The organism is Pseudomonas azadiae (genome assembly GCF_019145355.1).
Lineage (GTDB): Bacteria > Pseudomonadota > Gammaproteobacteria > Pseudomonadales > Pseudomonadaceae > Aquipseudomonas > Aquipseudomonas azadiae.
In genome coordinates, this window is sequence record NZ_JAHSTY010000002.1 from 256,749 (window position 1) to 281,490 (window position 24,742).

The 24,742-nt window shown below is 61.6% G+C and carries 28 protein-coding genes; 15 read left to right on the forward strand and 13 right to left on the reverse strand.

The window, feature by feature from the left end; translation table 11 throughout:
* The first annotated feature begins 31 nt into the window (after positions 1-31).
* The gene (locus KVG91_RS17570; protein ID WP_217894919.1) at positions 32-1,549 is read left to right on the forward strand and encodes an MDR family MFS transporter; all 1,518 of its coding nucleotides are present in this window, start codon (positions 32-34) and stop codon (positions 1,547-1,549) included.
* Positions 1,550-1,886: 337 nt separating this feature from the next.
* Here the strand turns inward: KVG91_RS17570 and KVG91_RS17575 are convergent, their stop codons facing one another.
* Positions 1,887-2,726, reverse strand: a complete 840-nt coding sequence (locus KVG91_RS17575; RefSeq protein ID WP_169376035.1) for a cache domain-containing protein — start codon at positions 2,724-2,726, stop codon at positions 1,887-1,889.
* Between the two features lie 50 nt (positions 2,727-2,776).
* Positions 2,777-3,550, reverse strand: a complete 774-nt coding sequence (locus tag KVG91_RS17580) for a transporter substrate-binding domain-containing protein (protein WP_169376034.1) — start codon at positions 3,548-3,550, stop codon at positions 2,777-2,779.
* A gap of 128 nt (positions 3,551-3,678) precedes the next feature.
* Between KVG91_RS17580 and KVG91_RS17585 the strand changes: the two genes are divergently transcribed.
* The 4 genes from KVG91_RS17585 to KVG91_RS17600 all read left to right on the forward strand — a co-directional run bounded on the left by KVG91_RS17585 (position 3,679) and on the right by KVG91_RS17600 (position 6,864).
* The gene (locus tag KVG91_RS17585; protein ID WP_169376033.1) at positions 3,679-4,278 is read left to right on the forward strand and encodes a class I SAM-dependent methyltransferase; all 600 of its coding nucleotides are present in this window, start codon (positions 3,679-3,681) and stop codon (positions 4,276-4,278) included.
* Positions 4,279-4,400: 122 nt separating this feature from the next.
* Positions 4,401-5,534 carry a ribonuclease D gene (rnd, locus tag KVG91_RS17590; protein WP_169375082.1) on the forward strand — a complete coding sequence of 378 codons (1,134 nt, stop codon included), beginning with the start codon at positions 4,401-4,403 and terminating at the stop codon, positions 5,532-5,534.
* Entirely contained in the window at positions 5,531-5,824 is a 294-nt protein-coding gene (locus KVG91_RS17595) for a YcgL domain-containing protein (protein WP_076950253.1), read from the forward strand. Before rnd ends, KVG91_RS17595 begins: the two co-directional genes overlap by 4 nt.
* 107 nt (positions 5,825-5,931) lie before the next feature.
* On the forward strand, positions 5,932-6,864 hold the full coding sequence (locus KVG91_RS17600) for a D-2-hydroxyacid dehydrogenase (RefSeq protein WP_169375083.1): 933 nt from the start codon (positions 5,932-5,934) through the stop codon (positions 6,862-6,864).
* A 125-nt stretch (positions 6,865-6,989) separates the two neighbouring features.
* On the opposite strand, the gene KVG91_RS17605 is transcribed toward KVG91_RS17600, so the two are convergent.
* Complete coding sequence (locus KVG91_RS17605) at positions 6,990-7,574, reverse strand: nitroreductase family protein (protein WP_169375084.1); 585 nt, start codon at positions 7,572-7,574, stop codon at positions 6,990-6,992.
* Between the two features lie 153 nt (positions 7,575-7,727).
* On the opposite strand from KVG91_RS17605, the gene KVG91_RS17610 reads away from it, so the two are divergent.
* Entirely contained in the window at positions 7,728-8,177 is a 450-nt protein-coding gene (locus tag KVG91_RS17610) for a YcgN family cysteine cluster protein (RefSeq protein WP_003172524.1), read from the forward strand.
* Between the two features lie 201 nt (positions 8,178-8,378).
* Here the strand turns inward: KVG91_RS17610 and KVG91_RS17615 are convergent, their stop codons facing one another.
* From KVG91_RS17615 to KVG91_RS17630, 4 genes are all read right to left on the reverse strand, one after another.
* Positions 8,379-8,729 carry a YgaP family membrane protein gene (locus KVG91_RS17615; RefSeq protein WP_169375085.1) on the reverse strand — a complete coding sequence of 117 codons (351 nt, stop codon included), beginning with the start codon at positions 8,727-8,729 and terminating at the stop codon, positions 8,379-8,381.
* Between the two features lie 68 nt (positions 8,730-8,797).
* Positions 8,798-9,265, reverse strand: a complete 468-nt coding sequence (locus KVG91_RS17620; protein ID WP_003189607.1) for an RNA methyltransferase — start codon at positions 9,263-9,265, stop codon at positions 8,798-8,800.
* A gap of 171 nt (positions 9,266-9,436) precedes the next feature.
* Positions 9,437-9,808 (reverse strand): YajD family HNH nuclease, encoded by a 372-nt coding sequence (locus KVG91_RS17625; RefSeq protein ID WP_169375086.1) that lies wholly within the window; start codon positions 9,806-9,808, stop codon positions 9,437-9,439.
* 59 nt (positions 9,809-9,867) lie between these two features.
* Complete coding sequence (locus tag KVG91_RS17630) at positions 9,868-10,554, reverse strand: spermidine synthase (protein ID WP_169375087.1); 687 nt, start codon at positions 10,552-10,554, stop codon at positions 9,868-9,870.
* Positions 10,555-10,632: 78 nt separating this feature from the next.
* Here KVG91_RS17630 and KVG91_RS17635 point away from each other — a divergent pair, with 78 nt between their 5' ends.
* Positions 10,633-10,911, forward strand: a complete 279-nt coding sequence (locus KVG91_RS17635; protein ID WP_169375088.1) for a hypothetical protein — start codon at positions 10,633-10,635, stop codon at positions 10,909-10,911.
* Here KVG91_RS17635 and KVG91_RS17640 read toward each other — a convergent pair.
* Entirely contained in the window at positions 10,908-11,381 is a 474-nt protein-coding gene (locus KVG91_RS17640) for a cyclic nucleotide-binding domain-containing protein (protein ID WP_169375089.1), read from the reverse strand. The two genes, KVG91_RS17635 and KVG91_RS17640, sit on opposite strands and share 4 nt — an antisense overlap.
* A gap of 69 nt (positions 11,382-11,450) precedes the next feature.
* Positions 11,451-13,493 carry a S9 family peptidase gene (locus KVG91_RS17645; RefSeq protein WP_169375090.1) on the reverse strand — a complete coding sequence of 681 codons (2,043 nt, stop codon included), beginning with the start codon at positions 13,491-13,493 and terminating at the stop codon, positions 11,451-11,453.
* Between the two features lie 24 nt (positions 13,494-13,517).
* On the opposite strand from KVG91_RS17645, the gene KVG91_RS17650 reads away from it, so the two are divergent.
* From KVG91_RS17650 to KVG91_RS17660, 3 genes are read left to right on the forward strand one after another with little or no spacing between them, the layout of a single operon-like run.
* Positions 13,518-14,054: an MFS transporter gene (locus tag KVG91_RS17650; protein ID WP_169375091.1), complete on the forward strand. Its 537-nt coding sequence runs from the start codon at positions 13,518-13,520 to the stop codon at positions 14,052-14,054.
* 30 nt (positions 14,055-14,084) lie between these two features.
* The gene (locus KVG91_RS17655; RefSeq protein WP_169375092.1) at positions 14,085-14,861 is read left to right on the forward strand and encodes a class II glutamine amidotransferase; all 777 of its coding nucleotides are present in this window, start codon (positions 14,085-14,087) and stop codon (positions 14,859-14,861) included.
* 11 nt (positions 14,862-14,872) lie between these two features.
* A complete protein-coding gene (locus KVG91_RS17660) occupies positions 14,873-15,415 on the forward strand; it encodes a DUF2937 family protein (protein ID WP_169375093.1) in 543 nt (180 codons plus the stop codon).
* A 269-nt stretch (positions 15,416-15,684) separates the two neighbouring features.
* Here the strand turns inward: KVG91_RS17660 and KVG91_RS17665 are convergent, their stop codons facing one another.
* Positions 15,685-16,605, reverse strand: a complete 921-nt coding sequence (locus KVG91_RS17665; RefSeq protein WP_169376627.1) for a LysR family transcriptional regulator — start codon at positions 16,603-16,605, stop codon at positions 15,685-15,687.
* Positions 16,606-16,781: 176 nt separating this feature from the next.
* Here KVG91_RS17665 and KVG91_RS17670 point away from each other — a divergent pair, with 176 nt between their 5' ends.
* The 3 genes from KVG91_RS17670 to KVG91_RS17680 are packed head-to-tail and all read left to right on the forward strand — an operon-like array spanning position 16,782 to position 19,134.
* Entirely contained in the window at positions 16,782-17,522 is a 741-nt protein-coding gene (locus tag KVG91_RS17670; protein WP_169376626.1) for a 5-oxoprolinase subunit PxpA, read from the forward strand.
* Positions 17,519-18,223: a 5-oxoprolinase subunit B family protein gene (locus KVG91_RS17675; protein ID WP_169376625.1), complete on the forward strand. Its 705-nt coding sequence runs from the start codon at positions 17,519-17,521 to the stop codon at positions 18,221-18,223. Before KVG91_RS17670 ends, KVG91_RS17675 begins: the two co-directional genes overlap by 4 nt.
* A complete protein-coding gene (locus tag KVG91_RS17680) occupies positions 18,220-19,134 on the forward strand; it encodes a 5-oxoprolinase subunit C family protein (protein ID WP_169376624.1) in 915 nt (304 codons plus the stop codon). Before KVG91_RS17675 ends, KVG91_RS17680 begins: the two co-directional genes overlap by 4 nt.
* A gap of 107 nt (positions 19,135-19,241) precedes the next feature.
* Here the strand turns inward: KVG91_RS17680 and KVG91_RS17685 are convergent, their stop codons facing one another.
* The 3 genes from KVG91_RS17685 to KVG91_RS17695 all read right to left on the reverse strand — a co-directional run bounded on the left by KVG91_RS17685 (position 19,242) and on the right by KVG91_RS17695 (position 22,583).
* Positions 19,242-20,420: a vWA domain-containing protein gene (locus tag KVG91_RS17685; RefSeq protein WP_169376623.1), complete on the reverse strand. Its 1,179-nt coding sequence runs from the start codon at positions 20,418-20,420 to the stop codon at positions 19,242-19,244.
* Positions 20,420-21,265, reverse strand: coding sequence for an AAA family ATPase (locus KVG91_RS17690; protein WP_034112447.1), 846 nt, complete (start codon positions 21,263-21,265; stop codon positions 20,420-20,422). The genes KVG91_RS17685 and KVG91_RS17690 overlap by 1 nt, the downstream gene beginning before the upstream one ends.
* A 241-nt stretch (positions 21,266-21,506) precedes the next feature.
* Entirely contained in the window at positions 21,507-22,583 is a 1,077-nt protein-coding gene (locus KVG91_RS17695) for a DUF748 domain-containing protein (protein WP_169376622.1), read from the reverse strand.
* A gap of 125 nt (positions 22,584-22,708) precedes the next feature.
* Here KVG91_RS17695 and cysK point away from each other — a divergent pair, with 125 nt between their 5' ends.
* Both cysK and KVG91_RS17705 read left to right on the forward strand, forming a co-directional pair.
* Entirely contained in the window at positions 22,709-23,683 is a 975-nt protein-coding gene (gene cysK / locus KVG91_RS17700; RefSeq protein WP_169376621.1) for a cysteine synthase A, read from the forward strand.
* Between the two features lie 106 nt (positions 23,684-23,789).
* On the forward strand, positions 23,790-24,728 hold the full coding sequence (locus KVG91_RS17705) for an aspartyl/asparaginyl beta-hydroxylase domain-containing protein (RefSeq protein WP_169376620.1): 939 nt from the start codon (positions 23,790-23,792) through the stop codon (positions 24,726-24,728).
* Positions 24,729-24,742: the final 14 nt, after the last annotated feature.

A 24,742-nucleotide genomic window follows, 5' to 3' on the forward strand; every position in this document is an offset into this window, starting at 1 on the left:
TTTCCCGCGGGCCTTGCTCGAAGGTCCTGCCGTGACGCACCTCAATCAGCCCGTTCCGCCGCTTCCTGCCGTGCGCAGCATCCTCGCCTCATTGATGATGGCGATTTTTCTCGGCGCCCTGGACCAGACCATCGTCGCGGTCTCCATGCCGGCGATTTCGGCGCAGTTCCACGACGTCAACCTGCTGGCCTGGGTCATCTCCGGCTACATGGTGGCGATGACCGTGGCGGTGCCTATCTACGGCAAGCTGGGCGACCTCTACGGGCGCCGGCCGATGATGCTGATCGGCATGGGCCTGTTTACCCTGGCGTCGCTGTTCTGTGGCATGGCGCAAAGCATGGAGCAACTGGTGCTGGCGCGGATCCTTCAAGGCATCGGCGCCGGCGGCATGATTTCGGTGAGCCAGGCGATCATCGGCGATATCATCCCGCCCCGTGAGCGCGGCCGCTACCAGGGGTATTTCAGCAGCATGTACGCCGTGGCCAGCGTGGCCGGGCCGGTGCTTGGCGGCTACATGACCGAGTACCTGTCGTGGCGCTGGGTGTTCCTGATCAACCTGCCACTGGGCGCCGGCGCCTGGTACGTCGCCCATCGCACCCTGGCGGGACTGCCGGTGCCGCAGCGCAAGCCGATCATCGATTATCTGGGTACGCTGCTGATGATCATCGGCCTGACGGCATTGCTGTTGGGTATCACCGAAATCGGCCAGGGCCATCAATGGCGCGACAGCGAGGTACTGGGCCTGTTGGGATGTGCGCTGGTGGCGTTGACGCTGTTTGTGTGGCACGAGCGTCGTGCGCGGGAGCCGTTGTTGCCGATGCATCTGTTCGCCAACCGCAACGCGGTGTTGTGCTGGTGCACGATTTTCTTCACCAGCTTCCAGGCGATCTCCCTGACCGTGCTGATGCCGCTGCGTTACCAGACCGTGACCGGCTCCGGTGCCGACAGCGCGGCCCTGCATTTGCTGCCGCTGGCGATGGGCTTGCCGATGGGCGCCTATTTTGCCGGGCGCATGACCTCGGTGACCGGGCGCTATAAACCGATGATTCTCAGCGGGGCGCTGTTGAGCCCCTTTGCGATCCTCGGCATGGCCTTCAGCGCGCCCCAGGCGGTGGGGCTCACGGCAGTGTTTATGCTGCTGTGCGGGATCGCGGCCGGGATGCAATTTCCCACCTCGCTGGTGGGCACGCAAAACTCGGTGGACCAGCGCGACATCGGCGTCGCCACCAGCACCACCAACCTGTTCCGTTCCCTGGGCGGGGCCGTCGGGGTGGCCTGCATGTCGGCGCTGCTGCTGGCGCTGTTGCAGGATTCCAGCTTCGCCCACCTGGCCAGCGGCGCGCTGGGGGCCGAGGGCCGTTCGGGCAACGTGCTGCTCGACGGCCTCAACGCCGCCCCCGGCCCCACGCAGGACACCCTGCGCGAGGAACTGGCGGTGACGTTCCGGCATTTGCTGATGGTCAGCGCGGCCGTGTCGCTGCTGGGGTTGGCGGCGGCAATTGCAATGCCCAACCGGGTGTTGCGCGGTCGTGAGGACAAGGCGAAATAACTGACACGCTGGAGATCAAATGTGGGAGCTGGCTTGCCTGCGATAGCCATAGGTATCTACACAACTTTCTAAGGCTGACAAATCTCCCTGTAGTGAGCGGGCTTGTCCCGCGCTGGGTGGCGAAGCCGCCCCAATAAAGACACCCGCAGCCCTCCAGCTAGACCCCGGTCGCCTGGTTTGGGGCGGCTTCGCAGCCCAGCGCGGGACAAGCCCGCTCACTACAAAATGTGTAGATACCTATGCTGCGATGGCGGTATATCAGTAACAAATGTATTCACTGGCCCACCGCTATCGCAGGCAAGCCAGCTCCCACAGGCGATCGTATTTCAACGGTCTATCAAGGGCTGTAGTAACCCACCGCCACCATGAAGTGCCCCGCCTTGCGCACATACGCATGCTTGTTCTCGACCTTGCCGGTCACCGGGTTTTTCCAACGGTATTTGTATTCCCCCTGGTCCTGCTCGGCCATCAGCTTGAGAATCGGCTCGCCCACCGGTTTGCCGTCGGGGTCCTTGATCTTGCGAAAGTCGGTATTGATCAGCCGCAGGGTGGTGCCATGGGCCACGTAGCGCTGGGTATCAAGGTCCACCACAAACACATAGAGATCATCCTGCAGGAAACCGCCCTGCAATGAATTGATGGCCTTGAGCGTGCCGGTTTCATCCTTGAGCAGCGCATTCACCGCCTTGTTGCGCAGGGCCCGCGCCTGTTCCGGCGTGGCCCGCGGCAAGTAGTAACCCACCGCCAGGATGCGTTCGCCCACACGCTGGTAGAACACGTGCTTGTGCTCGACCTTGCCGTCGTTCCAGTTCTGCCAGCGGTAGTCGGCCTGCTGGATGCCCTGGCCTTCCGGTACCTTGAGCGCATCCTTGAACGACTGACGCAGGTCCGGGCCCAGGACTTCGGACACATCGCGGCCGATCAGGGCGGAGGAGGGCCCGCCACTGGCCAGCAACACGCCTTTTGTGTCGACCACAAACACATAGCGGTCCTGGTCGATGAATTCGCCCTGCCGGCTGAATGCCGCAAAGGCTTTGTCGCCGTTGCTCTGGTAATAAGCCAAGGCTTTTTCCAGCAGCGCCTTGGCGGCCTGGGCATCCTCATCCTGTTCCGTTGCAGCGTGCACCTGGCCGAAACACAACAGCAGCAGCCAGGTGATGCAGAGCAGTCCCTTCATGTTTCGTCCCTCATTATTGTTGGTGTGACCACAGCGTAGACGGCTGTGGCTCAAGGCGCCGCCAGCCACTGATTGACGATGCCGTCATACACCCCGGTGGCGACGCTCAGGTGCAGCCATTGGTCGACATAGCTCTTCCACGCCACGTCATCACGGGGCAACAGGAAGGCTTTCTGGCTGTACTGCATGTGCCGTTCGGGGTTTACCGCGCACAGCCCGGGCTTCTGCTTCTGCTGGTAACGCGCTTCGCTGGCGTCGGTGATCATCACATCGGCCTTGCCCGCCAGCAGTTCATCGAAAATGGTGACATTGTCATGCAGGCGGATTTGCGCCTGGCCCAGATGAGCGCGGGCGAACACTTCGTTGGTGCCGCCTGCGGGCTCGATCACCCGCACCTGGGGCTGGTTGATCTGCTCGACGGTCTGGTAGCGCTGCACATCGGTGCAGCGCACCAGCGGGATCTTGCCATCGACGCCCAGGGATTGGCTGAAGAAGGCTTTTTTCTGGCGTTCCAGCGACACCGAAATCCCGCCCACGCCGATGTCGCAGCGCTGGGCAAGGAAGTCGGGCATCAGGGTTTTCCAGGTGGTGGGCACCCATTGGATTTTTGCGTTGAGGCTCTTGGCCAGGGACTCGGCCATGGCGATGTCGATGCCTTCATAGCGGCCATCGGCGCGCAGCGAGGTGTAAGGCTTGTAGTCGCCAGTGGTGCACACAGTCAGCGTGCCGCGTTGGAGCACCTCGTCAAGGCGCGACGGGGCGGGGTCGGCCAGGGCGGTGGTAGCCAGACTGGCCAATACACACAGAGCAAAAGCAGCTTTCATGCGGTCGAGTCCTCGGGGCAGGGGTGGGCAGTCATTATTTTCAGCAGGCTTCAACCTTTTTTTCACGTTGCCCTGTTTAAGCTGCGGGTCAAGGTCGTTCACTACTGTTCCACTTACATGAGCCCGCGATGTTGACACAACCTCCGTCCTCCATCGAGATCGAATACGCCGAACGCTGCGGCCGGGAACATGCCCGGGCCTGCGGCGATACGCGCCCGCCCGGGCTGCGGCGGCGCCTGGCGTCATGGCGCGACGAGTGGCTGGTGCGCCAGGCGCTAAAAGTTGCCGGCGAGCCTGGGCTGGTGCTGGACCTGGCGTGCGGCTCCGGGCGCTTCTGGCCGGTGTTGGCCGAGCACGTCAACCGGGTAATCCTGGCGTCGGATAATTCCCAGGACATGCTCGATCATGCCCGCAGCCATCATCCGGCGTCGCTGCTCAAGCGGGTCAAGACGTTCCAGGGCTCGGCGTTTACCATCGGCTTGTCAGCGAACGCGGTGGATTGCATTTTCTGCCTGGAATTGTTTCGCCATGTGCCCAGCAGCGAAGGGCGCCTGGCGTTATTGCGCGAGTTTCACCGGGTCAGCCGCGACACCGTGATTGTCTCCGTCAACTCGCGAACCGCCGTAGAGGACGAGTTTCGCCTGGCCGGTTTCAAGGTCCTGAATCACCAGGAGTTCATGCCGGGCTCAAACCTGTGGCGGGTCTACGTGCTGCGTAAGAGAGGATAAGCCCCGCCTGTCGGACTATTCTTCAATGTCTGTCTGAGTTTTCATGGTCGCCTGTGCACTGCGGATGCTCGCAAGCCCCTTTCGCGATATATACTGCGCGCCATTCTTCAAGGGAGAGCCGTGTGGCCATCGATATTCACTGGATCTGCGACAACGATAGCCTCGGCCAGCATTGCGCCGAATGGCAGCAGTTGCCATTCGTCGCCCTCGACACCGAATTCATGCGGGTCGACACCTTTTATCCCATTGCCGGGCTGATCCAGATCGGTGATGGCCAACGCGCTTACCTGATCGATCCCCTGACCATCGACAACTGGCAACCCTTGGCCGCCTTGCTGGAGAACCCGGCGGTGATCAAGGTGGTGCATGCGTGCAGCGAAGACCTGGAAGTGTTGCTGCGCCTGACCGGCAGCCTGCCGGCGCCGCTGTTCGACACCCAACTGGCTGCGGCTTACTTGAACCTCGGTTTCTCCATGGGCTATTCGCGGCTGGTGCAAGCCGTGCTGGATATCGAGTTGCCCAAGGGTGAGACCCGTTCGGACTGGTTGCAGCGGCCATTGTCCGACACGCAGATCAGCTACGCCGCGGAAGACGCGGTGCACCTGGCCGAGGTCTACATCCGCCTGCGTCCGCGATTGTCTGACGACAAGTACGCCTGGGTGCTGGAAGACGGCGCCGAGTTGGTCGCCAACCTGCGTCGCGAAGTCGACCCGAACGAGGTGTACCGCGACGCCAAGCTGGCGTGGAAACTCTCCCGCGCCCAGCTCGCCGTGCTGCGTGAACTGTGCGCCTGGCGCGAGCAGCAGGCCCGTGCCCGTGACCTGCCGCGCAACCGCATCATTCGCGAACACGCGTTGTGGCCCCTGGCCAAATCTCAGCCGGATAACCTCGCCGCCCTGGGCAAGATTGAAGACATGCACCCACGCACCGTACGCCAGGACGGCCAGTTCCTGCTGGACCTGATCAAGCGTGCCGGCAGCGCGCCCATGGACCAATGGCCACCGGCCGTTGCCGAGCCGTTGCCGGTGGAAGCCGCCGCCTTGATCAAGCAATTGCGTGCCCTGGGCCAAACGTTCGCCGAGCGTCTGGACATGGCGCCGGAACTGATGCTGCGCAAGAAAACCCTCGAAGCCCTGGTCAAAAGTGGCTACCCCGATGGGCCTTATAAATTGCCAGACTCGTTGCGTGGCTGGCGCCGCGAGCTGATGGGCCAGGCGCTGCTAGACAGCCTGGCCTGCGCCGGAGAACAGCCTTGAAACGTATTTGCTCCATCTACCGCAGCTTGAAAAAAGACGGCATGTACCTCTATGTGCTCAAAAGTGATGCCCTGGAGCGCGTGCCGGAACCGTTGATGGCCGCCTTCGGCAAGCCACACCACGCATTCGATATGGTGTTGACGCCTGCGCGCAAGCTGTCGCGCGAAGACATTGCCGTGGTCCTGGAAAACCTCGACAAACAGGGTTACCACCTGCAAATGCCGCCGGCCGAAGACGAGTACATCGAACACCTGCCCGAAGAGCTGCTGCGTCGCAACGACCCGATGTGATCGCTGGGTGCCTCATGCGCGGCACCGTTATCAATGAAATCGTACACGTGGGCGGTGGCCGTAAGGATGCGGGCGGCCGTCTGCACTGTTTTTGAAAGGTTTGAACCATGCGTGTTCTGATTGCTGAACAGGATCACCCGCTCTACGCCCAATTGCTGGGCGAAGCTGCACCGGACCTGGAGGTGCTGACCAGCGGCGATTCGGCCGAGCTGTCGCGCCTGGCCGCCGATTGTCCGGTATGGCTGGGCCAGCCGGACCTGCTCGCAACGCTGTTGCGCCAGGGCCATCACCCGCAATGGCTGCAGTCGACCTGGGCCGGCATCACCCCGTTGCTGGCCGAAGGCCTGCCCCGCGACTATCGCCTGACCCGCGCGGTCGGCATCTATGGCCAGGTCATGGCTGAATTTGTCCTCACCTACATGCTCGGCCACGAGCGCGAAGTCTTGGCGCGTCTGGTCAGCCAGGTCGAGCGCAAATGGGACAGCCGCACCGGCCAGAGCCTGGCGGGGCGCAAGGTATTGATCGTCGGCACCGGCGATATCGGCCAGAGTGTCGCCCAATTCCTGGTGCCGTTTGGCGTCAAGCTGTACGGCATCGCCAGCCAGGCCCGCGAGCAGGCGCCGTTTATCGAAGTCGCCGGGCTCGATCAGTTTGGCCGGCTGGTGGGAGAGGTTGATTATGTAATCAACCTGCTGCCCAACACACCCGACACCCATGATCTGTACGACGCCGCACTGTTCAAGCAATTCAAGCCGACCGGGTTGTTTATCAACGTCGGGCGCGGCGTGGCGGTGGTGGATGCCGATCTGGTTGAAGCCCTGAAAGAGGGGCACCTGGCCGGCGCGGTGATCGACGTGTGCCGCCAGGAACCATTGCCGCAACGTCATCCCTTTTGGACCGCCTGGGGCCTGCTCTTGACCGGTCACAGCTCGGCGCCGACTTCGCCTGAGTTGATGGTGGAGTTGTTTGTGCACAACGTGCGTGCGTACCAGGCCGGGCAAGCATTGCGCGGGGAAGTGGATTTCGAGCGCGGTTACTGACACGACGCGGAACAAAAAATGTGGGAGCGGGCTTACCCGCGAATGCAGTGGATCAGTCAGCACATCCGTGACGGTCACACCGCATTCGCGAGCAAACCCGCTCCCGCATTGGTTTTGCGCAAGGTTTAAAGGCTGAAATCACCTTCGCACACCAGTTCGCTCAACGGCTTGCGCGGGCTCGGCATTTCACGGCCTTGCAGGTACTCGGGCAGGGTCGACTTGTCGCCCAGCTTGCCGATCGCCACGGCGGCATGCAGCGCATAACCTTGCGGGATGTTCAGCGTTTTGCGTGTCAGTTCCTGATCGAAGCCGGCCATGCCATGGGTGTGCCAGCCGCTGAGGCTGGCCTGCAGCGCCAGGTGGCCCCAGGCCGAGCCGGTGTCGAAGGTGTGCCACAGCGCCGGGGTTTCTTCGGTGGCGCCAGGGGCGACGAAATCGGTCTTGGAGGCGATGATCACCAGGGCGGACGCATGCTGCGCCCAGCCACGGTTGAATTCATTGAGCAGGCCCAGGTAGCGTTCCCAGTCCGGTGTGTCACGGCGCGCATAGAGAAAACGCCAGGGCTGCGAGTTGTACGCCGAAGGCGCCCAGCGCGCGGCTTCGAAGAAGCTCAGCAGGGTGTCCTTGGAAATGCGCTCGCCGGTGAAGGCGCGAGGCGACCAGCGGTCGGTGAACTGCGGATGGATCGGATAGTCGGCAACACGTGTCATGAGCGGTTCCTGATGGTCAATACGGCGTCCAAAGCTACTGCGCGGCCACCGGACTGACAAGTGCGGCAGCACCGCCAGTCGCAAGCACTTGGCCCCAGGGGCCGTGGGCACTAGACTGGCGGCCTTTTCACCTACCGATACTGATGCAGAGCCATGGCCGCCAAAGTCGAACCTTTCTGGATACGCAAAACCCTTGAACACCTCGACCAGGAGGAGTGGGAGTCGTTGTGCGACGGCTGTGGCCTGTGCTGCCTGCAAAAGCTTGAGGATGAAGATGACAACAGCGTCTATTACACGCGCATCGCCTGCAAACTGCTGGACCTGAAGACCTGCCAGTGCACCGACTATCCCAACCGGCGCGCATCCGTGCCCGATTGCATCCAGCTCACGCCGGGCCAGGCCGACCAGTTCAAATGGCTGCCGCCGACCTGCGGCTATCGCCTGGTCAGTGAACGCAAGGATTTGCCGCTGTGGCATCACCTGGTCTGCGGCGACCGCGATGCAGTGCACCACGAACGCATTTCCCAGTCCGGACGCATGCTCAGCGAAGGCAGCGTGCCGGAGGACGACTGGGAGGATTACCTGATTTTTCGCGCGGGCTAGACAAGGAGAGTGTAGGAAGAGGACGCCGGGCCAATGTCAGTCATTTAAATGAACGCAATGCTTAAAGTAACGAAGACCAAATGTGGGAGCGGGCTTGCTCGCGAATACGGTGTGTCAGCCAATACATGTGCAATCTGAACCACCGCATTCGCGAGCAAGCCCGCCCCCACATTTAGAACTTCAACACAGGAGAGATCACCGTCAGTCAGTGGTTTTTACGACGTTCTCAGCCGCCACTTCCGCCTGGGTCTTCAGGTTCCTCAGCTCATCCCCGGCGCGCTCGATCTTCGCGCGCACGCTGTTCATTTCCTGGCGGCCGTGTTCCAGCTTGTCTTTGAGCGAGCAGTGCCCGGTGAAACCACGGGCCAACGCCATGCCGCCGATTGCCACCTGGACCAAACCGAAAATCCCACCACGGCGCAGGCCTTTGCCCACCATTATCGCGCCGCCGGCCACCGAGCCGAAGCGTTCCCAGCCGTGCACGTTTTGCGTGGGCTGGGTCTGGAATGGGGTGTGTTCGATGATAGGGCGCATGGTTTTGCTGTCGCTCATGATCTGTCTCCAACAAGGGCTAGTGATAATAGGCTGACTGTCCGCAGGTGTCGGATGTTCCGAAAATATCAGTACTTGGGACCCGAACGGGTGTTGTTGCCTTTGGCCAGGCGGTCGTAGAGCACCACGTTGACGGTGGCCGCGAGGTTCATGCAGCCGGTCGTCGGGATGTAGACCACGTCTTCGCACCAGTCGCGGATCTCTTTATCGAGGGAGCCGTCTTCCGGGCCGAAAATGTACAGGGCACGGTCGGGGTGGGTGTATTCAGGCAGGGGACGGGCGCCTTCCACCAGTTCCACCGCAACGGGAATGCAGCCCAGGGGCAGGATTTTCTTCAGGTCATCGATGCCGATCAGCGGAATGTCGTGATGGACCTTCTTGGTGTCGGTGATGAAGTCCCGGGCGCGCTCGTAACGCACGCCGGTGTAGAACACCGAGGCCACGCCGTAGCAGCCGGCGGCACGCATGACCGAACCGACGTTTTCGGGGGATTTGGGGTTATACAGACCGATGCAGCTGTAGCGTTTATTGCCCACGGGGAAGGGTGCCTTGGCGAAAAAAACGCAATTATACGGCCTTGAGGAATGTAGTGTTTGGGCTATCGCTATCGCGGGCAAGCCCGGCTCCCACATTTTTGAGTGTGTGAATACAGTCAAATGTGGGAGCTGGCTTGCCTGCGATAGCGGCATGACTGCCAGCGAAGAGCGTCAGTCCTTCTTCATCAACCCCGCCAACGCCGCAAACGGATTGTGCGTCGCCTTGGCAATCGTCGGGCTGCTGGTGGAGCCTTCGCCGAAATACTGCTGGTCGGTGTAGCGCGAGTGTTCGTTGTCATGGCAATACAGGCACAGCAACTCCCAGTTGGAGCCGTCCTGGGGGTTGTCGTCATGATTGTGGTTGCGGTGGTGCACGGTCAGTTCGCTCAGGCGTTTGCCGGCGAATTCACGGGCGCAACGGCCGCACACGTGGGGGTACATTTTCAAGGCTTTGTCGCGGTAGCCCATTTCACGGTCGCGCTGGGCATCGGCGAGGATGCGATCCAGCTTGGCGGTGTGGGAGGGCGGGTTGGTTGAGCTCATCATGGCTCCTATATTTTGGTGGTCACGGACAGGCTTGATTCTAGCCGTTCACGGCGCAATTAGCCCTTGAGCTTTTCGGCAATCCAGATGGTGTGCCGGGTGCCCTTGTTGCCATGGGCAAATACCTGCACTTCCTCGGCCTTGAAACCGGCCTTGCGCAGTTTGTCGCTGAACAGCCTGTCGGCGCTGGCCGACCACACCGCCAGCACACCTTTGGGGCGCAGGGCCTTGGCGCACGCGGCCAGGCCACCGGCGGAGTAAAGCCAGCTGTTGGCCTTTTGCGTGAGGCCTTCGGGGCCGTTGTCCACATCCAGCATAATCGCGTCAAAACCCTGGGGCTCGGCTTGCAGCACCTTGGCCACATCTTCCAGGCGGATCACGGTGCGCGGGTCCAGCAGCGGGCGGCCGGACTTTTCGCCGAGTGGCCCACGGTTCCATTCCACAACGCCCGGTACCAGTTCCGCGACCACCACTTCAGCGGTCTTGCCCAGGTGCTTGAGCGCCGACGCCAGGGTAAACCCCATGCCCAAACCACCGATCAGCACCCGTGAGTCCGGGCGTCCGGCGACTTTGCGGCAGGGAATTTGCGCCAGCGCATCTTCGGAACCGTGCATGCGTGTGTTCATCAACTGGCCGCCGTCACCGCCCTGGATCTTGATGACAAAATCTTCACCGTACTCGAACAGGCACAAGGCACCGCCGTTGTCGGGGATCGGGGTGGTGTCGAGCAGAACGAAACGTTTCATGGAAATCTCATTGGGAAGGGCATTCTTGCGCGGTTGGGAGTAGCCTTGGGGCATTCCGGTCAGGCCATGGAGCCATCGATGAAGTGCAGCATTCTAACGGTCATTGTGTTGAGTGCGCTCGCATCCGCTGCGACGCAGGCTCAGGAGTTGCAAACCGTACCGGTCGCCCCCGCCCCGACACCAGGCGCGCCGGGCACCCCGACGCCGACGCTGTACCCGCAAGTCACCCCGCCAGCGGTGCCGAAGACCAACGGCTCGCCGCCCCTGGTGCCCATCGTGCTGCCAACGCCGCCCAAAGACCAGACCGTGCCCGGCCTGCAGCAAAACGACAGCAAGCCAAAGACGCCCGGCGGTTAGCACTGTTGAGAAATAAGCTGCCCGTCGGCCATGCGCAGGCGTTTTGACAGGGCGATGGCGATGGCGCGGATGATCTTGGCGGCGACCCTGGGCGCTTCGTTGAGCATCTTTTCCAGGGAATCCTTGCCCAGGTTCAACAGCACGCAATCACTGGCGGCCACGCAACTGGCCGAACGCCGCTCGCCGTCGAGCACGGCCATTTCGCCAAAGGCCCGGCCGCTGCGCAGGGTGGCGATGGTCAGGCGCTGGCCGTCAGGGTTGGTTTTCTGCACCGCCACCTGGCCGCTGTGGATGATGCACATGAAGGTACCGGCATCACCCTCAAGGAAAATCACCTCGTCACGGGCAATGCTGCTGATATTGAAGTAGCCGGCGGCGATGTGGAAATCTTCCGGCAGCAGGGGATCGAACAGGCCGCAGTCCATCAGCATGTCGCGGATCTCGTCATTCAGTAGCGTGGGTTGTGCCATGGCTGCAATCTTGGTCCGTCAATCTTGTAGGGTGGTCCTTCGTTCAGACAGGACCACGGCGCTAAGTTCCTAAATCAATCCCAGTGCCTTGAACACAAATGCATATTCGAGCGCTACGTCACGCAATCCCTGGTAGCGACCGCTCATACCGCCGTGGCCGGCGCCCAGTTCGGTCTTGAGCAGCAGCAGGTTGTCGTCGGTCTTAGTGTCGCGCAGCCTGGCCACCCATTTGGCCGCTTCCCAATATTGCACGCGGCTGTCGTTGTAGCCGGCGATCACCAGCATGGCCGGGTAGGCTTGGGCGCGAACGTTTTCGTACGGTGCATAGGCCTTGATGCGTGCATACACCTCGGGTTCCTGCGGGTTGCCCCACTCGTCGTACTCGGTGACCGTCAGCGGCAACTCCGGGTCGAGCATGGTGTTGAGCACGTCGACGAACGGCACTTCGGCAATCGCCGCCTGGAACAGCTCAGGGCGCTGGTTGAGCACCGCGCCGATCAGCAGACCGCCGGCACTGCCGCCGCTGATCACCAGTTGTTTGGACGTGGTCAGGCCTTCGGCGATTAAGTGTTCGGCGCAGGCGATAAAGTCGCTGAACGTGTTCTGTTTGTGTTCCTGCTTGCCGTTGCGGTACCAGGCTTCGCCCAGCTCGCCGCCGCCGCGCACATGCGCAATTGCAAACGCCACGCCGCGGTCCAGCAGGCTCAGGCGGGCATGGGAAAACCACGGGTCAAGGCTCGAACCGTAGGCGCCGTAGCCGTACAGGTACAGCGGCGTGGGTTTGCCGAGCTGGTCGCGCTTGACCACCAGGCTGATCGGCACCTGGGTGCCATCCGTCGAGGTGGCCCACAGGCGCTGGCTCACGTAGTCGTCAGCGTTGAACACGCCGAGCACCGGGGTTTCCTTGAGCACCTGTTGCGCGCCGCTGGCAAGCTCCAGCTGGCGTACCTGGGCCGGGCGGTTCAGGGCTTCATAGCGCAGGCGAATCCTGTCGCTGGCAAATTCCAGGCTGTTCTGCACGTAAAGGCTGTAGGCCGCATCGGGCAATTCGACGCGATAGGCCGGCACGCCCTGCGGGTGCACTTCGATCACCGGCAGGCCGCCGATGCGCAGGCTCAGGGTCATGGCGCCGGTGTTCAGGCTCACGCCGTCGAGCATCACCTCGTCACTGTGGGGGATCAGGTTTTGCCATTCATCTTCGGTCGGCACGTCGCCGATGTCGGTCGCAACGAACAGCGCGTAATTGATGCCATCCCGGTTGCTGCGGATAAACCAGGTCCACGCGCCGTTCAATTGGCCGTGGTCGACATCGTACTCATGGTCTTCGACCCGAGGCGCCAGGCAGGTGAACGCCAGGTGCGGCTGGTCGGCATCCAGCGCCCAGACTTCGCTGGTGGTCTTGCTGCCAAGCGAGAGCAGCAACTGGCGCTCGGAACTTGAACGGTAGCAATGCAGGAAGAAACGGCCGTCGGGCTCGTGGAACACTTCCTGCGCCGCCGTGCCATCCAGGCGATAGCGATACAGCTTGTGCGGGCGGTGGGTGTCGTCCAGTTCGCCGAAGAACAGGGTCAGGCTGTCATTGGCCCAAGTCATGCTACCGTCGCAGTTCTCGAACGCCAGTTCACTGACTTTGTCGGTGGCCAGTTCCTTCACGTACAGGGTGTAAATCTCTTCACCGCTGGTATCGAGGCTGTAGGCCAGGCGCTGGTGGTTGGGGCTGATGCTGAACGCGCCGAGGGAGAAGAAACCGCCATTGGCCAGTGCGTTGGGGTCCAGCAGCAGTTGCTCGCTGCTTTCATCCACTTGGAGGCTGTCATCGGCAGGGCGGCGGCAGCGGTAGTGGCGCGCGTATTCGTCGCCGGCGGTGGTGCGGGTGTAATAAAGATACGGGCCCCACGGCGAGGGCAGCGACAGGTCGGTCTCGAGGATGCGGCCCTTGATCTCTTCGAACAGGGTTTCGCGCAGCGCTTGCTGATCGGCGAGCTGCGATTCCTGCCAGGCGTTCTCGGCCTTGAGGTAGTCGAGCACCTCGGCGCTGTCACGTTCTTGCAGCCAGGCGTACGGATCCGGGCCTTGGGCCTTGCGGGCAATCGGGGGGAGCGATGTAGGCATGGATTATTCTCTATCGGGCGGACGGTGGCAGGCATTGCAGCCGCGACTCGCAAAAGCCGTTATCATAGCCGCCTGTTTGCCAACCTTGCCATGGACACCATGACCGAGAACGATTATCTGACCGCTTGGGGCCTTTACGCCTTCGCTGCTTTGGGCTGCCTGTTGGTGTGGTGGCGCATGACCCGCTGGATCTGGCGTTGGTTGCGCGAGCCGCTGCAATTGCTGATGGCGGTGTTGCTGTTCAGCCCGACCATCGTCGACCCGGTCAAGACCCAGTTCGCGCCGGCCGTGGCCATCACCGCCCTGGACCTGGTGCTCAAGGTCGGCAATAACGCCTGGCGGGCTATTTCCGATTTGTTCATGTACACCCTGATCGCCTTTGGCGTGTACCTGGTGATTGTGCTGATCCGCTGGCCCATCGAGCGCGCCGCCAACGCCCGCCGCGAGCGCAAGGCCGCCACCGATGCGGCACTGGCCGCCGAACCGCCTGAAGACGAAGACGACGTGCCTTTTCGGCGTCCCGCTCCGGTGAGCGGCATGCGGGTCGAACCGCGCCTTTAACGTTGTCCGCCCTGCATCGAGAGCCCCGGCATGTGTGAATTATTGGGCATGAGTGCCAACGTCCCCACCGATATCGTGTTCAGCTTTACCGGGTTGATGCAGCGCGGCGGGCGCACCGGTCCCCACCGTGACGGTTGGGGCATTGCCTTCTATGAGGGCCGTGGCCTGCGCCTGTTCCAGGACCCGGCCGCGAGCAGTGAATCGGAAGTGGCGTTGCTGGTGCAGCGTTACCCGATCAAGAGTGAAGTGGTGATTGGTCACATCCGCCAGGCCAACGTCGGCAAGGTCAGCCTGGCCAACACCCATCCGTTCGTACGCGAGCTGTGGGGCCGCAACTGGTGTTTCGCCCATAACGGCCAGTTGGCGGATTTCAACCCGCGCGCGACCTTCTACCGCCCGGTCGGCGATACCGACAGCGAGGCGGCGTTCTGCGATTTGCTCAACCGTGTGCGCGAAGCCTTCCCCGAGCCGGTGGACCTTGAAAAGGTCCTGCCGGAACTGATCGCTGCCTGCGCCGAATACCGCAGCAAAGGCGTGTTCAACTGCCTGCTCAGCGACGGCGACTGGCTGTTTTGCTATTGCTCGACCAAGCTGGCACAGATTACCCGCCGCGCGCCCTTTGGCCCGGCGCGCTTGAAAGATGTCGACGTGATCGTCGATTTTCAGGCTGAAACCACGCCCAATGACGTGGTCACCGTGATCGCCACCGAGCCGTTGACCGACAATGAAAACTGGACCCGCTACGAACCGGGCCAATGGAGCCTGTGGCGACGCGGTGAATGCGTCAGCCAGGGCGTTACCGAGTAAGGATATCGATCATGTTGCTCAGTTATCTGCGGTTGGTGCTGTTTGCCATTGGCCTGTTGGTCGGTGTGCAAGTGCCGGGTTTCATCAATGACTACGCCAAGCGCGTCGAGGCCCACCTGATCGAGGCGCAGACCGGCCTTAGCGGGTTTGAAACCACCGCGCGGCAGTTCTTCAACGGGGATCTGCAGGCGTTGGTAGCGCATTACCGCGCCAGTGATGACCCGGTGTTCCAGAGCGACGCCAACAGCCTCGGCGCGATGCTCGACCGCCGGGTGGCGTTGGACAAGCAATTCCAGGCCATGCAAGGCCCGTGGTATATCCGCGCCCTGCAAGTGGCGGTCGCGGCGGATCCAGACATCCGCCAGGAAACCTGGAATGGCTACAGCTACCAGATCCTGTTGACCCCCGAAGCGATGGGCTGGGGACTGGGCGGGGCGATGCTGCTGTCGTTTGGCATCGAGTGCCTGTTCCGTCTGATCGATTGGGTGGTGTTGGGCGGTCGGCGCCTGCGCCAGAGCCGACCGATCGAAGAGCGTGACCTCAAAGGCCTCTGAAGGCCGCCTTGGTCAATGTGGGAGCTGCGATAGCCATTGGTATCTACACAGCCTGACATATCTCTCTGTAGTGAGCGGGCTTGCCCCGCGCTGGGCGTGAAGCGGCCCCAAACCAGGCGAATTGGCTTTGTCTGAAACTGCGCGGTGTCTTTATTGGGGCGGCTTCGCCACCCAGCGCGGGACAAGCCCGCTCACTACACATTGCTTATGCGCCTCGGAAGATGTGCAGATACCCAGGCTGCGATGCAGGCAAGCCAGCTCCCACAGTTTTAATCGGGTTTATTCAGTAACATCCGCTCTTCGCCAACCTCTTCGGCGTAGCGGGCAACGACCTTCTGGCACAACCCCACAATCTCCTCCACCAACTCCACCCCCACGCGCCACGACACCACCACCTGCAAGTTCGGCAGGCGCTGCGCCATCGGCAGCATCACCAACTCGCCACGCGCCAGTTCCTCCCTGACCAGCACCGGCGGCAACGCGCCAATCCCAAAGCCATCACGCAACAACCGGGTAATCGCCGAGACCGAGTTGACACAGTTCATCCGTGGTGCGGCCACACCGTTGGCCTGCATCAGGCTGATCACGTCCTGGTGCGGGTGGGAGTTTTTCGAGTAGGTGATGATGCGTTCCTGGGCCAGCTCGGCGAGTGAGGCATAGTCGCGGTGGTAGATCGACTGGCTCGCGACGATCCAGGCCATGGGATGGCTCGCCAGCTCGAGGCTGCGCACGGTTTCGAGGCGCAGCAGGTCGGTTTGCAGGATCAGGTCGAGGAAGCCTTTTTGCAGCTGATCGCTGAGGTTAAGCGCGGTATCGGCGACCAACTCAATTTCCACCCGGGGGAAATGGTCCATCAGTTCCGCCACAAACGGGCTGAGCCAGGTGTGGATCACCGTGTCCATTGCGCCGATGCGGATGCGCCCGACCTTGCTGCTGGAGGTTTCTAGGGACTGCTTCAGGCCCTGCATGGTCACCATCATCTGCTCGGCGTAATCGAGCACCTTCAAGCCTTCCGGCGTCAGGCTCACGCCGCGCGAATCGCGCAGAAACAGCTTTACGCCCAATTCGCTTTCCAGCACCGCGATACGGCTGGAAATCGACGCCTGGGTGGTGAACAGCTTCTCGGCGGTCAGGCGGAAACTCTTGAGCTTGGCCACCCAGACGAAGGTTTCGAGGAACTTCAAATTCATGGGATCAACTTTTTCTTATGCATGGATCGGTTTTTATTAGTTGGACGCCGCACCGGGCCAGCGCCAAAAATCGAGTCATTCCACGATAAGCGCCGTTGGGGTGTGAGGACAAGTTGCGCGTTCGGCGTAATAAATCCCACACTACAAAATAACAAAGCCTACAGGAGCACCAAGCCGTGAGCCGTCTTTTACTCAATTGCGACATCGGCGAAAGCTTTGGCAATTGGACCCTGGGTCTGGATGCCGAGGTCATGCCGTTTATCGATTGCGCCAACGTGGCCTGCGGCTTCCATGCCGGCGACCCGAGCATCATGCGCAAAACCGTCAGCCTGGCGCTCAAGCACGGCGTGCAAATCGGCGCGCACCCGGCGTACCAGGACCTGCAAGGCTTCGGTCGCCGCTCCATGGCCTACACGCCGCAGGAAATCCAGGACCTGTTGCACTACCAGATCGGCGCCCTCGACGGCATCTGCCGCGCCCAGGGCGGGCGCGTCAGCTACGTCAAACCCCACGGCGCGATGTACAACGACATGATGGCCAACCCTGTGCAACTGCGCGCAGTCATCCAGGCCGTCGCCGCGTATGGCGAATTGCCGCTGATGCTGCTGGCCACCCGCGACAACAGCGCGGCCCAGGCCTTGGGCGATGAGTACGGCGTGACACTGTGGTTCGAAGCCTTCGCCGACCGTGCCTACGACGCCCGGGGCCATCTGGTGTCGCGCCAGTTGCCTGGCGCTGTGCACCATGATTCCGAGATCATCGTGCAACAAGCCCTGACGATTTCCCGTGGCGAAAATCTGACGGCCAGTGACGGCAGCCCGCTGATCCTGCGAGCCGATACCTTGTGCGTGCACGGCGACAACGCCAGCTCGGTCGCGGCGGTGCAGCGCATTCGCGAGGCATTGAAGCCAGCATGAAGCCGCGCATTGAAGTGGTGGCCATCGACTGCCTGATGGTGCGTCTGTTTGACGAGATTGCCGAAGCCAATATGCCGTGGATGCTCGCCGCTGCCCAAGGCCTGCGCAGCGGGTTTGGTGCAGCCCTGGTGGACCTGGTGCCGTCCTACAGCACCTTGATGGTGCATTACGACCTCAGCGCCTTGAGCCCGGCACAGGCACGCGAGCTGATCGACCAGGCACTCACCAACCTGCAGCCCCAGTCCCGGGGCAGTGGCCAGTGCCATGTGCTGGCGGTGTGGTACGACCTGAGCGTCGGCCCGGAGCTGACATTACTCAGCCAGCGGAGTGGCCTGGCCGTAGACGAGGTGATCCGCCGCCACAGCGCCCATGAGTACCAGGTATTTGCCCTCGGTTTCGCGCCTGGCTTCGCCTTTATGGGGCTGGTGGACGAGCGCCTTGCCGCGCCGCGCCTCAATACCCCGCGCAAACGTGTGGCCGCCGGCAGCGTCGGCATTGCCGAACGACAAACCGCCGCCTACCCGGTGGTTTCTCCGGGCGGCTGGAACCTGATCGGCCGCACACCGGCCAAACTCTTCGACCGCGAGCGCGACGGCTACAGCCTGATGCAGCCCGGCGACACGGTGCGTTTTGAGCCGGTCGACCACGCCGAATTCATCAACCTGGGTGGCGATGACACGCCGTTGGAGGCGCAGGCATGAGCCGCTTGATCATCGAGGCCAGCACACCGCTGTGCCTGTTGCAGGACGCCGGCCGCTTTGGCGTGCGTCACCTGGGCGTGACCCAGGGTGGGGCGCTGGACTGGGTGTCGATGTTTTGGGCCAACTGGTTGCTGGGCAATGCGCTGGACGCGCCGGTGGTCGAAATCACCCTGGGGGGCTTCACCGTACAGGCCGAGGATTATTGCCTGCTGGCACTGGCCGGTGCGGACTTGGGCGCCTTTATCGACGAGCGCGCCATCAGCCCCGGCCGCAGTTTTATCCTGCAAAAGGGCCAGCGTTTGCGCTTCACCCAGCCGTTCAGCGGTGCGCGGGCCTACCTCGCGGCACCGGGTGGGTTTGATGCGCCGGATGTGCTCGGCAGCTGCGCCACCGTTGTGCGTGAGGAGCTGGGTGGGGTGGACGGTTTCGGCAAGGCATTGGCCGTAGGCGGGCGCCTGGCTTATTCCGGTACGGGCGGTGCGATGAAGGTGCTGAGCGATCCAGGCCCGCAGACCAAGGTCCCATTGGATGTGATTATCGGCGCCCAGATCGGCCAGTTCAGCGGGCAAAGCCTGTTCGACGCGTTCAACACCGACTGGGCCCTGGACAGCCGCGCCGACCGCATGGGCATGCGCCTGCTGGGCACGCCGTTGCAGTATCAAGGGCCGTCGCTGATTTCTGAAGGGATTCCATTGGGGGCGATTCAGGTGCCGCCGGATGGGCAGCCGATTGTGTTGCTCAATGATCGGCAAACAATTGGTGGTTATCCGCGTCTTGGCGCGTTGACGCCGTTGTCGCTGGCGCGTCTGGCGCAGTGTCTGCCGGGGGAGAAGGTGCGGTTGGCGCCGGTGGTGCAGGCGACGGCGCATCGGCAGCATCTCGACTTTTTGCAGCGTTTTGTAGACTGCTAAGAGCATCGCAGGCAAGCCAGCTCCCACATTCAGACTGTATTTCAACCCTGGAATACATTCCCCTGTGGGAGCTGGCTTGCCTGCGATGACGCCGGTCAATCCACCGCCTATTTCGAGAGAAAGCGCATCCCTTCCTCAAGCCCACGCAGCGTCAGCGGATACATCTGGTCCTCCACCAACTCCCGCACGATCCCGGTCGACGCCGTATACCCCCAGGTGTCCTTCGGATACGGATTAATCCAGATCAGCTTCTTGTACTTGGCCATGAAGCGCTGCATCCACACATATCCGGCCTCTTCATTCCAGTGCTCGACGCTGCCGCCGGGCTGGGTGATCTCATACGGCGCCATCGACGCGTCGCCGATAAAGATCACTTTGTAATCGGCGCCGTACTTGTGCAGCAGGTCTTGGGTGGAGGTGCGCTCCGAGGTGCGGCGCTGGTTGTTCTTCCACACCGACTCGTACACGAAGTTGTGGAAGTAGAAGTACTCCAAGTGCTTGAACTCGGTTTTGCACGCCGAGAACAGCTCTTCGCAGATCTTCACGTGGGCGTCCATCGAGCCGCCGATATCAAACAGCAGCAACAACTTGATGGTGTTACGTCGCTCCGGGCGCATCTGGATATTCAGCAAGCCGGCATCGCGGGCGGTGTGGTCGATGGTGCCGTCGATATCCAGCTCTTCGGCCGCACCCTGGCGCGCGAACTTGCGCAGGCGGCGCAGGGCGATCTTGATATTGCGCGTGCCCAGCTCGACCTGGTCGTCCAGGTTCTTGTACTCGCGCTGGTCCCAGACTTTCACCGCCTTGCCCTGGCGCTTGCCGGCGTCGCCCACGCGAATGCCTTCGGGGTTGTAGCCGCCGGAGCCGAACGGGCTGGTGCCGCCGGTGCCGATCCATTTGTTGCCGCCGGCGTGGCGTTCTTTCTGTTCTTCCAGGCGCTTCTTGAATGCTTCGATGAGTTTGTCGAGGCCGCCCAGGGACTGGATCTGCGCGCGTTCTTCGTCGCTGAGCGAGCGCTCGAATTCCTTGCGCAGCCAGTCTTCGGGAATCAGCGCCTGCAGATGATCGTCAAGCTTCTCGAGGCCATTGAAGTAGGCACCGAACGCGCGGTCGAACTTGTCGAAATGCCGCTCATCCTTCACCAGGATCGTGCGGGCCAGGTAGTAAAACTCGTCCATGTCGGCGAAGGTCACGCGCTGTTTCAGCGCGTTGATCAAATCGAGCAGCTCGCGCACCGACACCGGCACCTTGGCCGCACGCATTTCATTGAACAGGTTGAGCAACATTATCGATTACCGCGACGGCTCATGAACGCCAGACGCTCCAACAACTGCACATCCTGCTCGTTTTTTACCAGCGCGCCGGCCAGCGGCGGGATGGCCTTGGTCGGGTCGCGCTCGCGCAGCACCGCTTCGCCGATGTTGTCGGCCATCAGCAGCTTGAGCCAGTCGACCAGTTCGGACGTGGAGGGTTTTTTCTTCAGGCCCGGCACTTTGCGCACATCGAAGAACACATCCAGCGCTTCGCTGACCAGGTCTTTCTTGATGTCGGGGTAGTGCACGTCGACGATCTTTTGCAGGGTGGTGCGATCCGGGAAGGCAATGTAGTGGAAGAAGCAGCGGCGCAGGAACGCGTCCGGCAGCTCTTTTTCATTGTTGGAAGTAATGATGATGATCGGGCGCTTTTTGGCCTTGATGGTCTCGTCGATTTCGTAGACGTAGAACTCCATCTTGTCGAGTTCTTGCAACAGGTCGTTGGGGAATTCGATGTCGGCCTTGTCGATTTCGTCGATCAGCAGGATCACCCGCTCGTCGGATTCGAAGGCTTCCCAGAGCTTGCCCTTTTTCAGGTAGTTGCGCACGTCGTGCACCTTGTCCACGCCCAATTGCGAGTCGCGCAGGCGGCTGACCGCATCGTACTCGTACAGGCCCTGATGGGCCTTGGTGGTGGATTTGATGTGCCAGGTAATCAACTTGGCGCCGAAGGATTCGGCCAGTTGCTCGGCGAGCATGGTCTTGCCGGTGCCGGGTTCGCCCTTGACCAGCAATGGACGCTCCAGAGTAATGGCGGCGTTCACGGCCAGTTTCAGGTCATCGGTGGCAACGTAGGCCTGGGTGCCTTCGAACTTCATCGGTCATTCCTCGGATTCATCAATGCCCGGACTATACCGCGCGGCCCCGGCGACTGTGAACGCAGACGGGTTATTCAGTCTCTGAATGGCCAGTCACTCCAGCTGTGGAGGCGTGCTCGTGTGGGAGCGGGGCTTCTGTGGGAGCCGGGCTTGCCCGCGATGCAGGCACTGCGGTGTATCAGTTGCACCGCGGTGATGCTATCGCAGGCAAGCCAGCTCCCAAACAAGCCAGCTCCCACATTTAGTCTGTACTGGGCTTGGGTTGCTCGTAGCGTGCATTGAACGCCTGGACGAAACCGTTGCGCAATATCGCCAGGAACGCAGAGAACGCACTGACATCCTGCTGGTGCACGCTGCCGCTCAGTTCAACGCGGGTGGCGAACTGGTTCTTGCGCTGGTTTTTCAGCACCGTCTCGCTGGCGCCGACCACGGCCTCCCAGATCGAGCGGAAGATGTTCTTGTCCTTGTCTTCCACGTCCTGCTTCCAGTCGAAGACTTCCACATTGCGCAGCAAGGGCTTGATGTAGCCGCTCAGTTGGCCTTTTTCCGCCTGCGCTTCGACCACCACGTCGCCGGTGCCGGACTTGAAGTCGAATTTGCCATAGGCAGAGGCGAAGTCATTCATGCGTTTGAGCTGCAAGTCACGGGCGCGGAAGCGGAACTCGAATTCCTCGAAGTCGCTCAGCGGGTCGAAGGTGGCCGTGGCTTCCAGCGGCGCCTGGCCTTGCAGCAGGGCCTTGCCTTCGAAACGCGCGTCGCGCTTGCCCTCAGTGTCCACCACGTTGGTGAGGTTGTAGAAACTGGCGTTGACCGCCGTCGCATTGATGTTCACCGCAGGCTTGGAACTGAAGTTGTGGAAGGCGATCTTGCCGTCTTCGATGCGCATTTCATTGAGGGTGATTGGCAGCAATTTGCTCAACTGTTCCTGCCAGTCGGTGCCTTTACCGGTCTGGGACGCCTGCTTGTTCGCCCCGCCATCGACGAAGTTGACCTCGGGATTGACGAAATGCCCCTCTGCGACCACGGCATGGTCGTACCACAGCGAGTGCCAGCTCACGGCGAATTCGATCTGCGGCGCGTTGACGAACGGCACCGGCACCTTGCCATCCACCTTGACGATTTTCAGGCCATTGATGCGGTACGCACCGCGCCACAAGGCCAAGTCCACGTCGGTGATTTCGCCACGGTAGTCACCCATGTCGGCGAGCTTTTCGTTCAAATAGTTACGCACCAGGTAGGGCAGCGCGATGTTCAAGGCAACCAGTACGACCACCAGCCCGGCGACGGTCCATAGTGGCCAACTGTAGCGACGTTTCATTGGGCAATTCTCCTTGCAGTTAGGAGATTGACTGTTTGGGTGGCGCCAACGTTCCTCCGACTGGACGCTTTGAAGGGTGAGGCATACCCTTGGACTTTCCTGAAAACCGCCCAATAGGACCCGTCATGAGCCGCATCTTTGCAGACAACGCGCACTCCATCGGTAATACGCCCCTGGTTCAGATCAACCGTATCGCACCGCGGGGCGTGACCATCCTGGCCAAGATCGAAGGGCGTAACCCGGGGTATTCGGTGAAGTGCCGCATTGGCGCCAACATGATCTGGGACGCCGAAAGCAGCGGCAAACTCAAGCCAGGCATGACCATTGTCGAACCCACCTCCGGCAACACCGGCATTGGGCTGGCGTTTGTCGCCGCCGCCCGGGGCTACAAGCTGCTGTTGACCATGCCGGCGTCCATGAGCATCGAACGGCGCAAGGTGCTCAAGGCCCTGGGCGCCGAACTGGTGCTGACCGAGCCGGCCAAGGGCATGAAGGGTGCTATTGAAAAAGCCGGCGAAATCGTCGCCGGCGACCCGACCACTTTCTTTATGCCGGCCCAGTTCGAAAACCCGGCCAACCCGGCGATCCACGAGAAAACCACCGGCCCGGAGATCTGGAACGATACCGACGGCGCGGTAGATGTGTTGGTGGCGGGCGTGGGCACCGGCGGCACGATCACCGGTGTGTCACGCTATATCAAGAACATCCAGGGCAAGCCGATCTTGTCGGTCGCCGTTGAACCGAGCGTCTCGCCGGTCATCACCCAGGCGCTGGCCGGTGAAGAGATCAAGCCCAGCCCGCACAAGATCCAGGGCATCGGCGCCGGTTTCGTGCCGAAAAACCTCGACCTGTCGATGGTCGACCGCGTGGAGCTGGTGACCGACGACGAATCCAAGGCCATGGCCCTGCGCCTTATGCAGGAGGAGGGGATCCTGTGCGGTATCTCCTGCGGCGCCGCGATGGCCGTGGCGGTGCGCCTGGCCGAGAAACCGGAGATGCAGGGCAAGACGATCGTGGTGATTTTGCCGGACTCCGGTGAGCGCTACCTGTCGAGCATGCTGTTCAGTGATTTGTTTACCGAACAGGAAAACCAGGCTTGATTTGAGTCAGCGCCGATAAACCGGGCCTTCTGCATACTCGCCCAAATGTTTATCATGGCCGGCTGCTACGTCTGCTGGCCAGGCGCTTATTTTCAGGAGTTGCTGCATGACCTTTTCTTTGGCCACCAAACTGTCGGTATTGCTGCTGTTCATCGGCAGCACGCTGTACGTGCACCTGCGCGGCAAGGCCCGTTTGCCGTTGTTGCGCCAGTTCGTCAACCATTCGGCGCTGTTCGCTCCGTATAACGCGTTGATGTACCTGTTCTCCGCCGTGCCGTCCAGGCCTTACCTGGACCGCAGCAAGTTCCCGGAACTGGATGTGCTCAAGGACAACTGGGAAGTGATCCGCGAAGAGGCCATGCACCTGTTCGACGAGGGCTACATTCGCGCCGCCGAAAAGAACAACGACGCCGGCTTCGGCTCGTTCTTCAAGAAGGGCTGGAAGCGGTTCTACCTCAAGTGGTACGACAAACCGCTGCCCTCGGCCGAAGCGCTGTGCCCCAAGACCGTGGCCCTGGTGAGCGGTATTCCCAACGTCAAGGGCGCAATGTTCGCGCTGTTGCCGGGCGGCAGCCACCTCAACCCGCACCGCGACCCGTTTGCTGGTTCGCTGCGGTATCACTTGGGGTTGTCCACGCCGAACTCCGACGACTGCCGCATCTTTGTTGACGGCCAGGTCTATGCCTGGCGCGACGGCGACGACGTGATGTTCGATGAGACCTACGTGCATTGGGTCAAGAACGAAACTGAAAAGACCCGCGTGATCCTGTTCTGCGACATCGAGCGACCGCTGCGCAATCGCCTGATGACCCGCATCAACCGCTGGGTCAGCAAGCAACTGGGCCGCGCGACTGCGCCGCAAAACCTGGACGATGAGCGTGTGGGCGGGATCAACCAGGCCTATGCGTGGAGCAAGACGTTCAGCGACAAATTCAGCGGCGTGGTCAAGCAATGGAAGCGCAAGCATCCCAAGGCTTACCGGATTGCGCGGCCGGTGTTGGCGGTGGTTGTTCTGGTGCTGCTGTGGAAGTGGCTGTTCGGTTAAGAGTTGAAATGCGT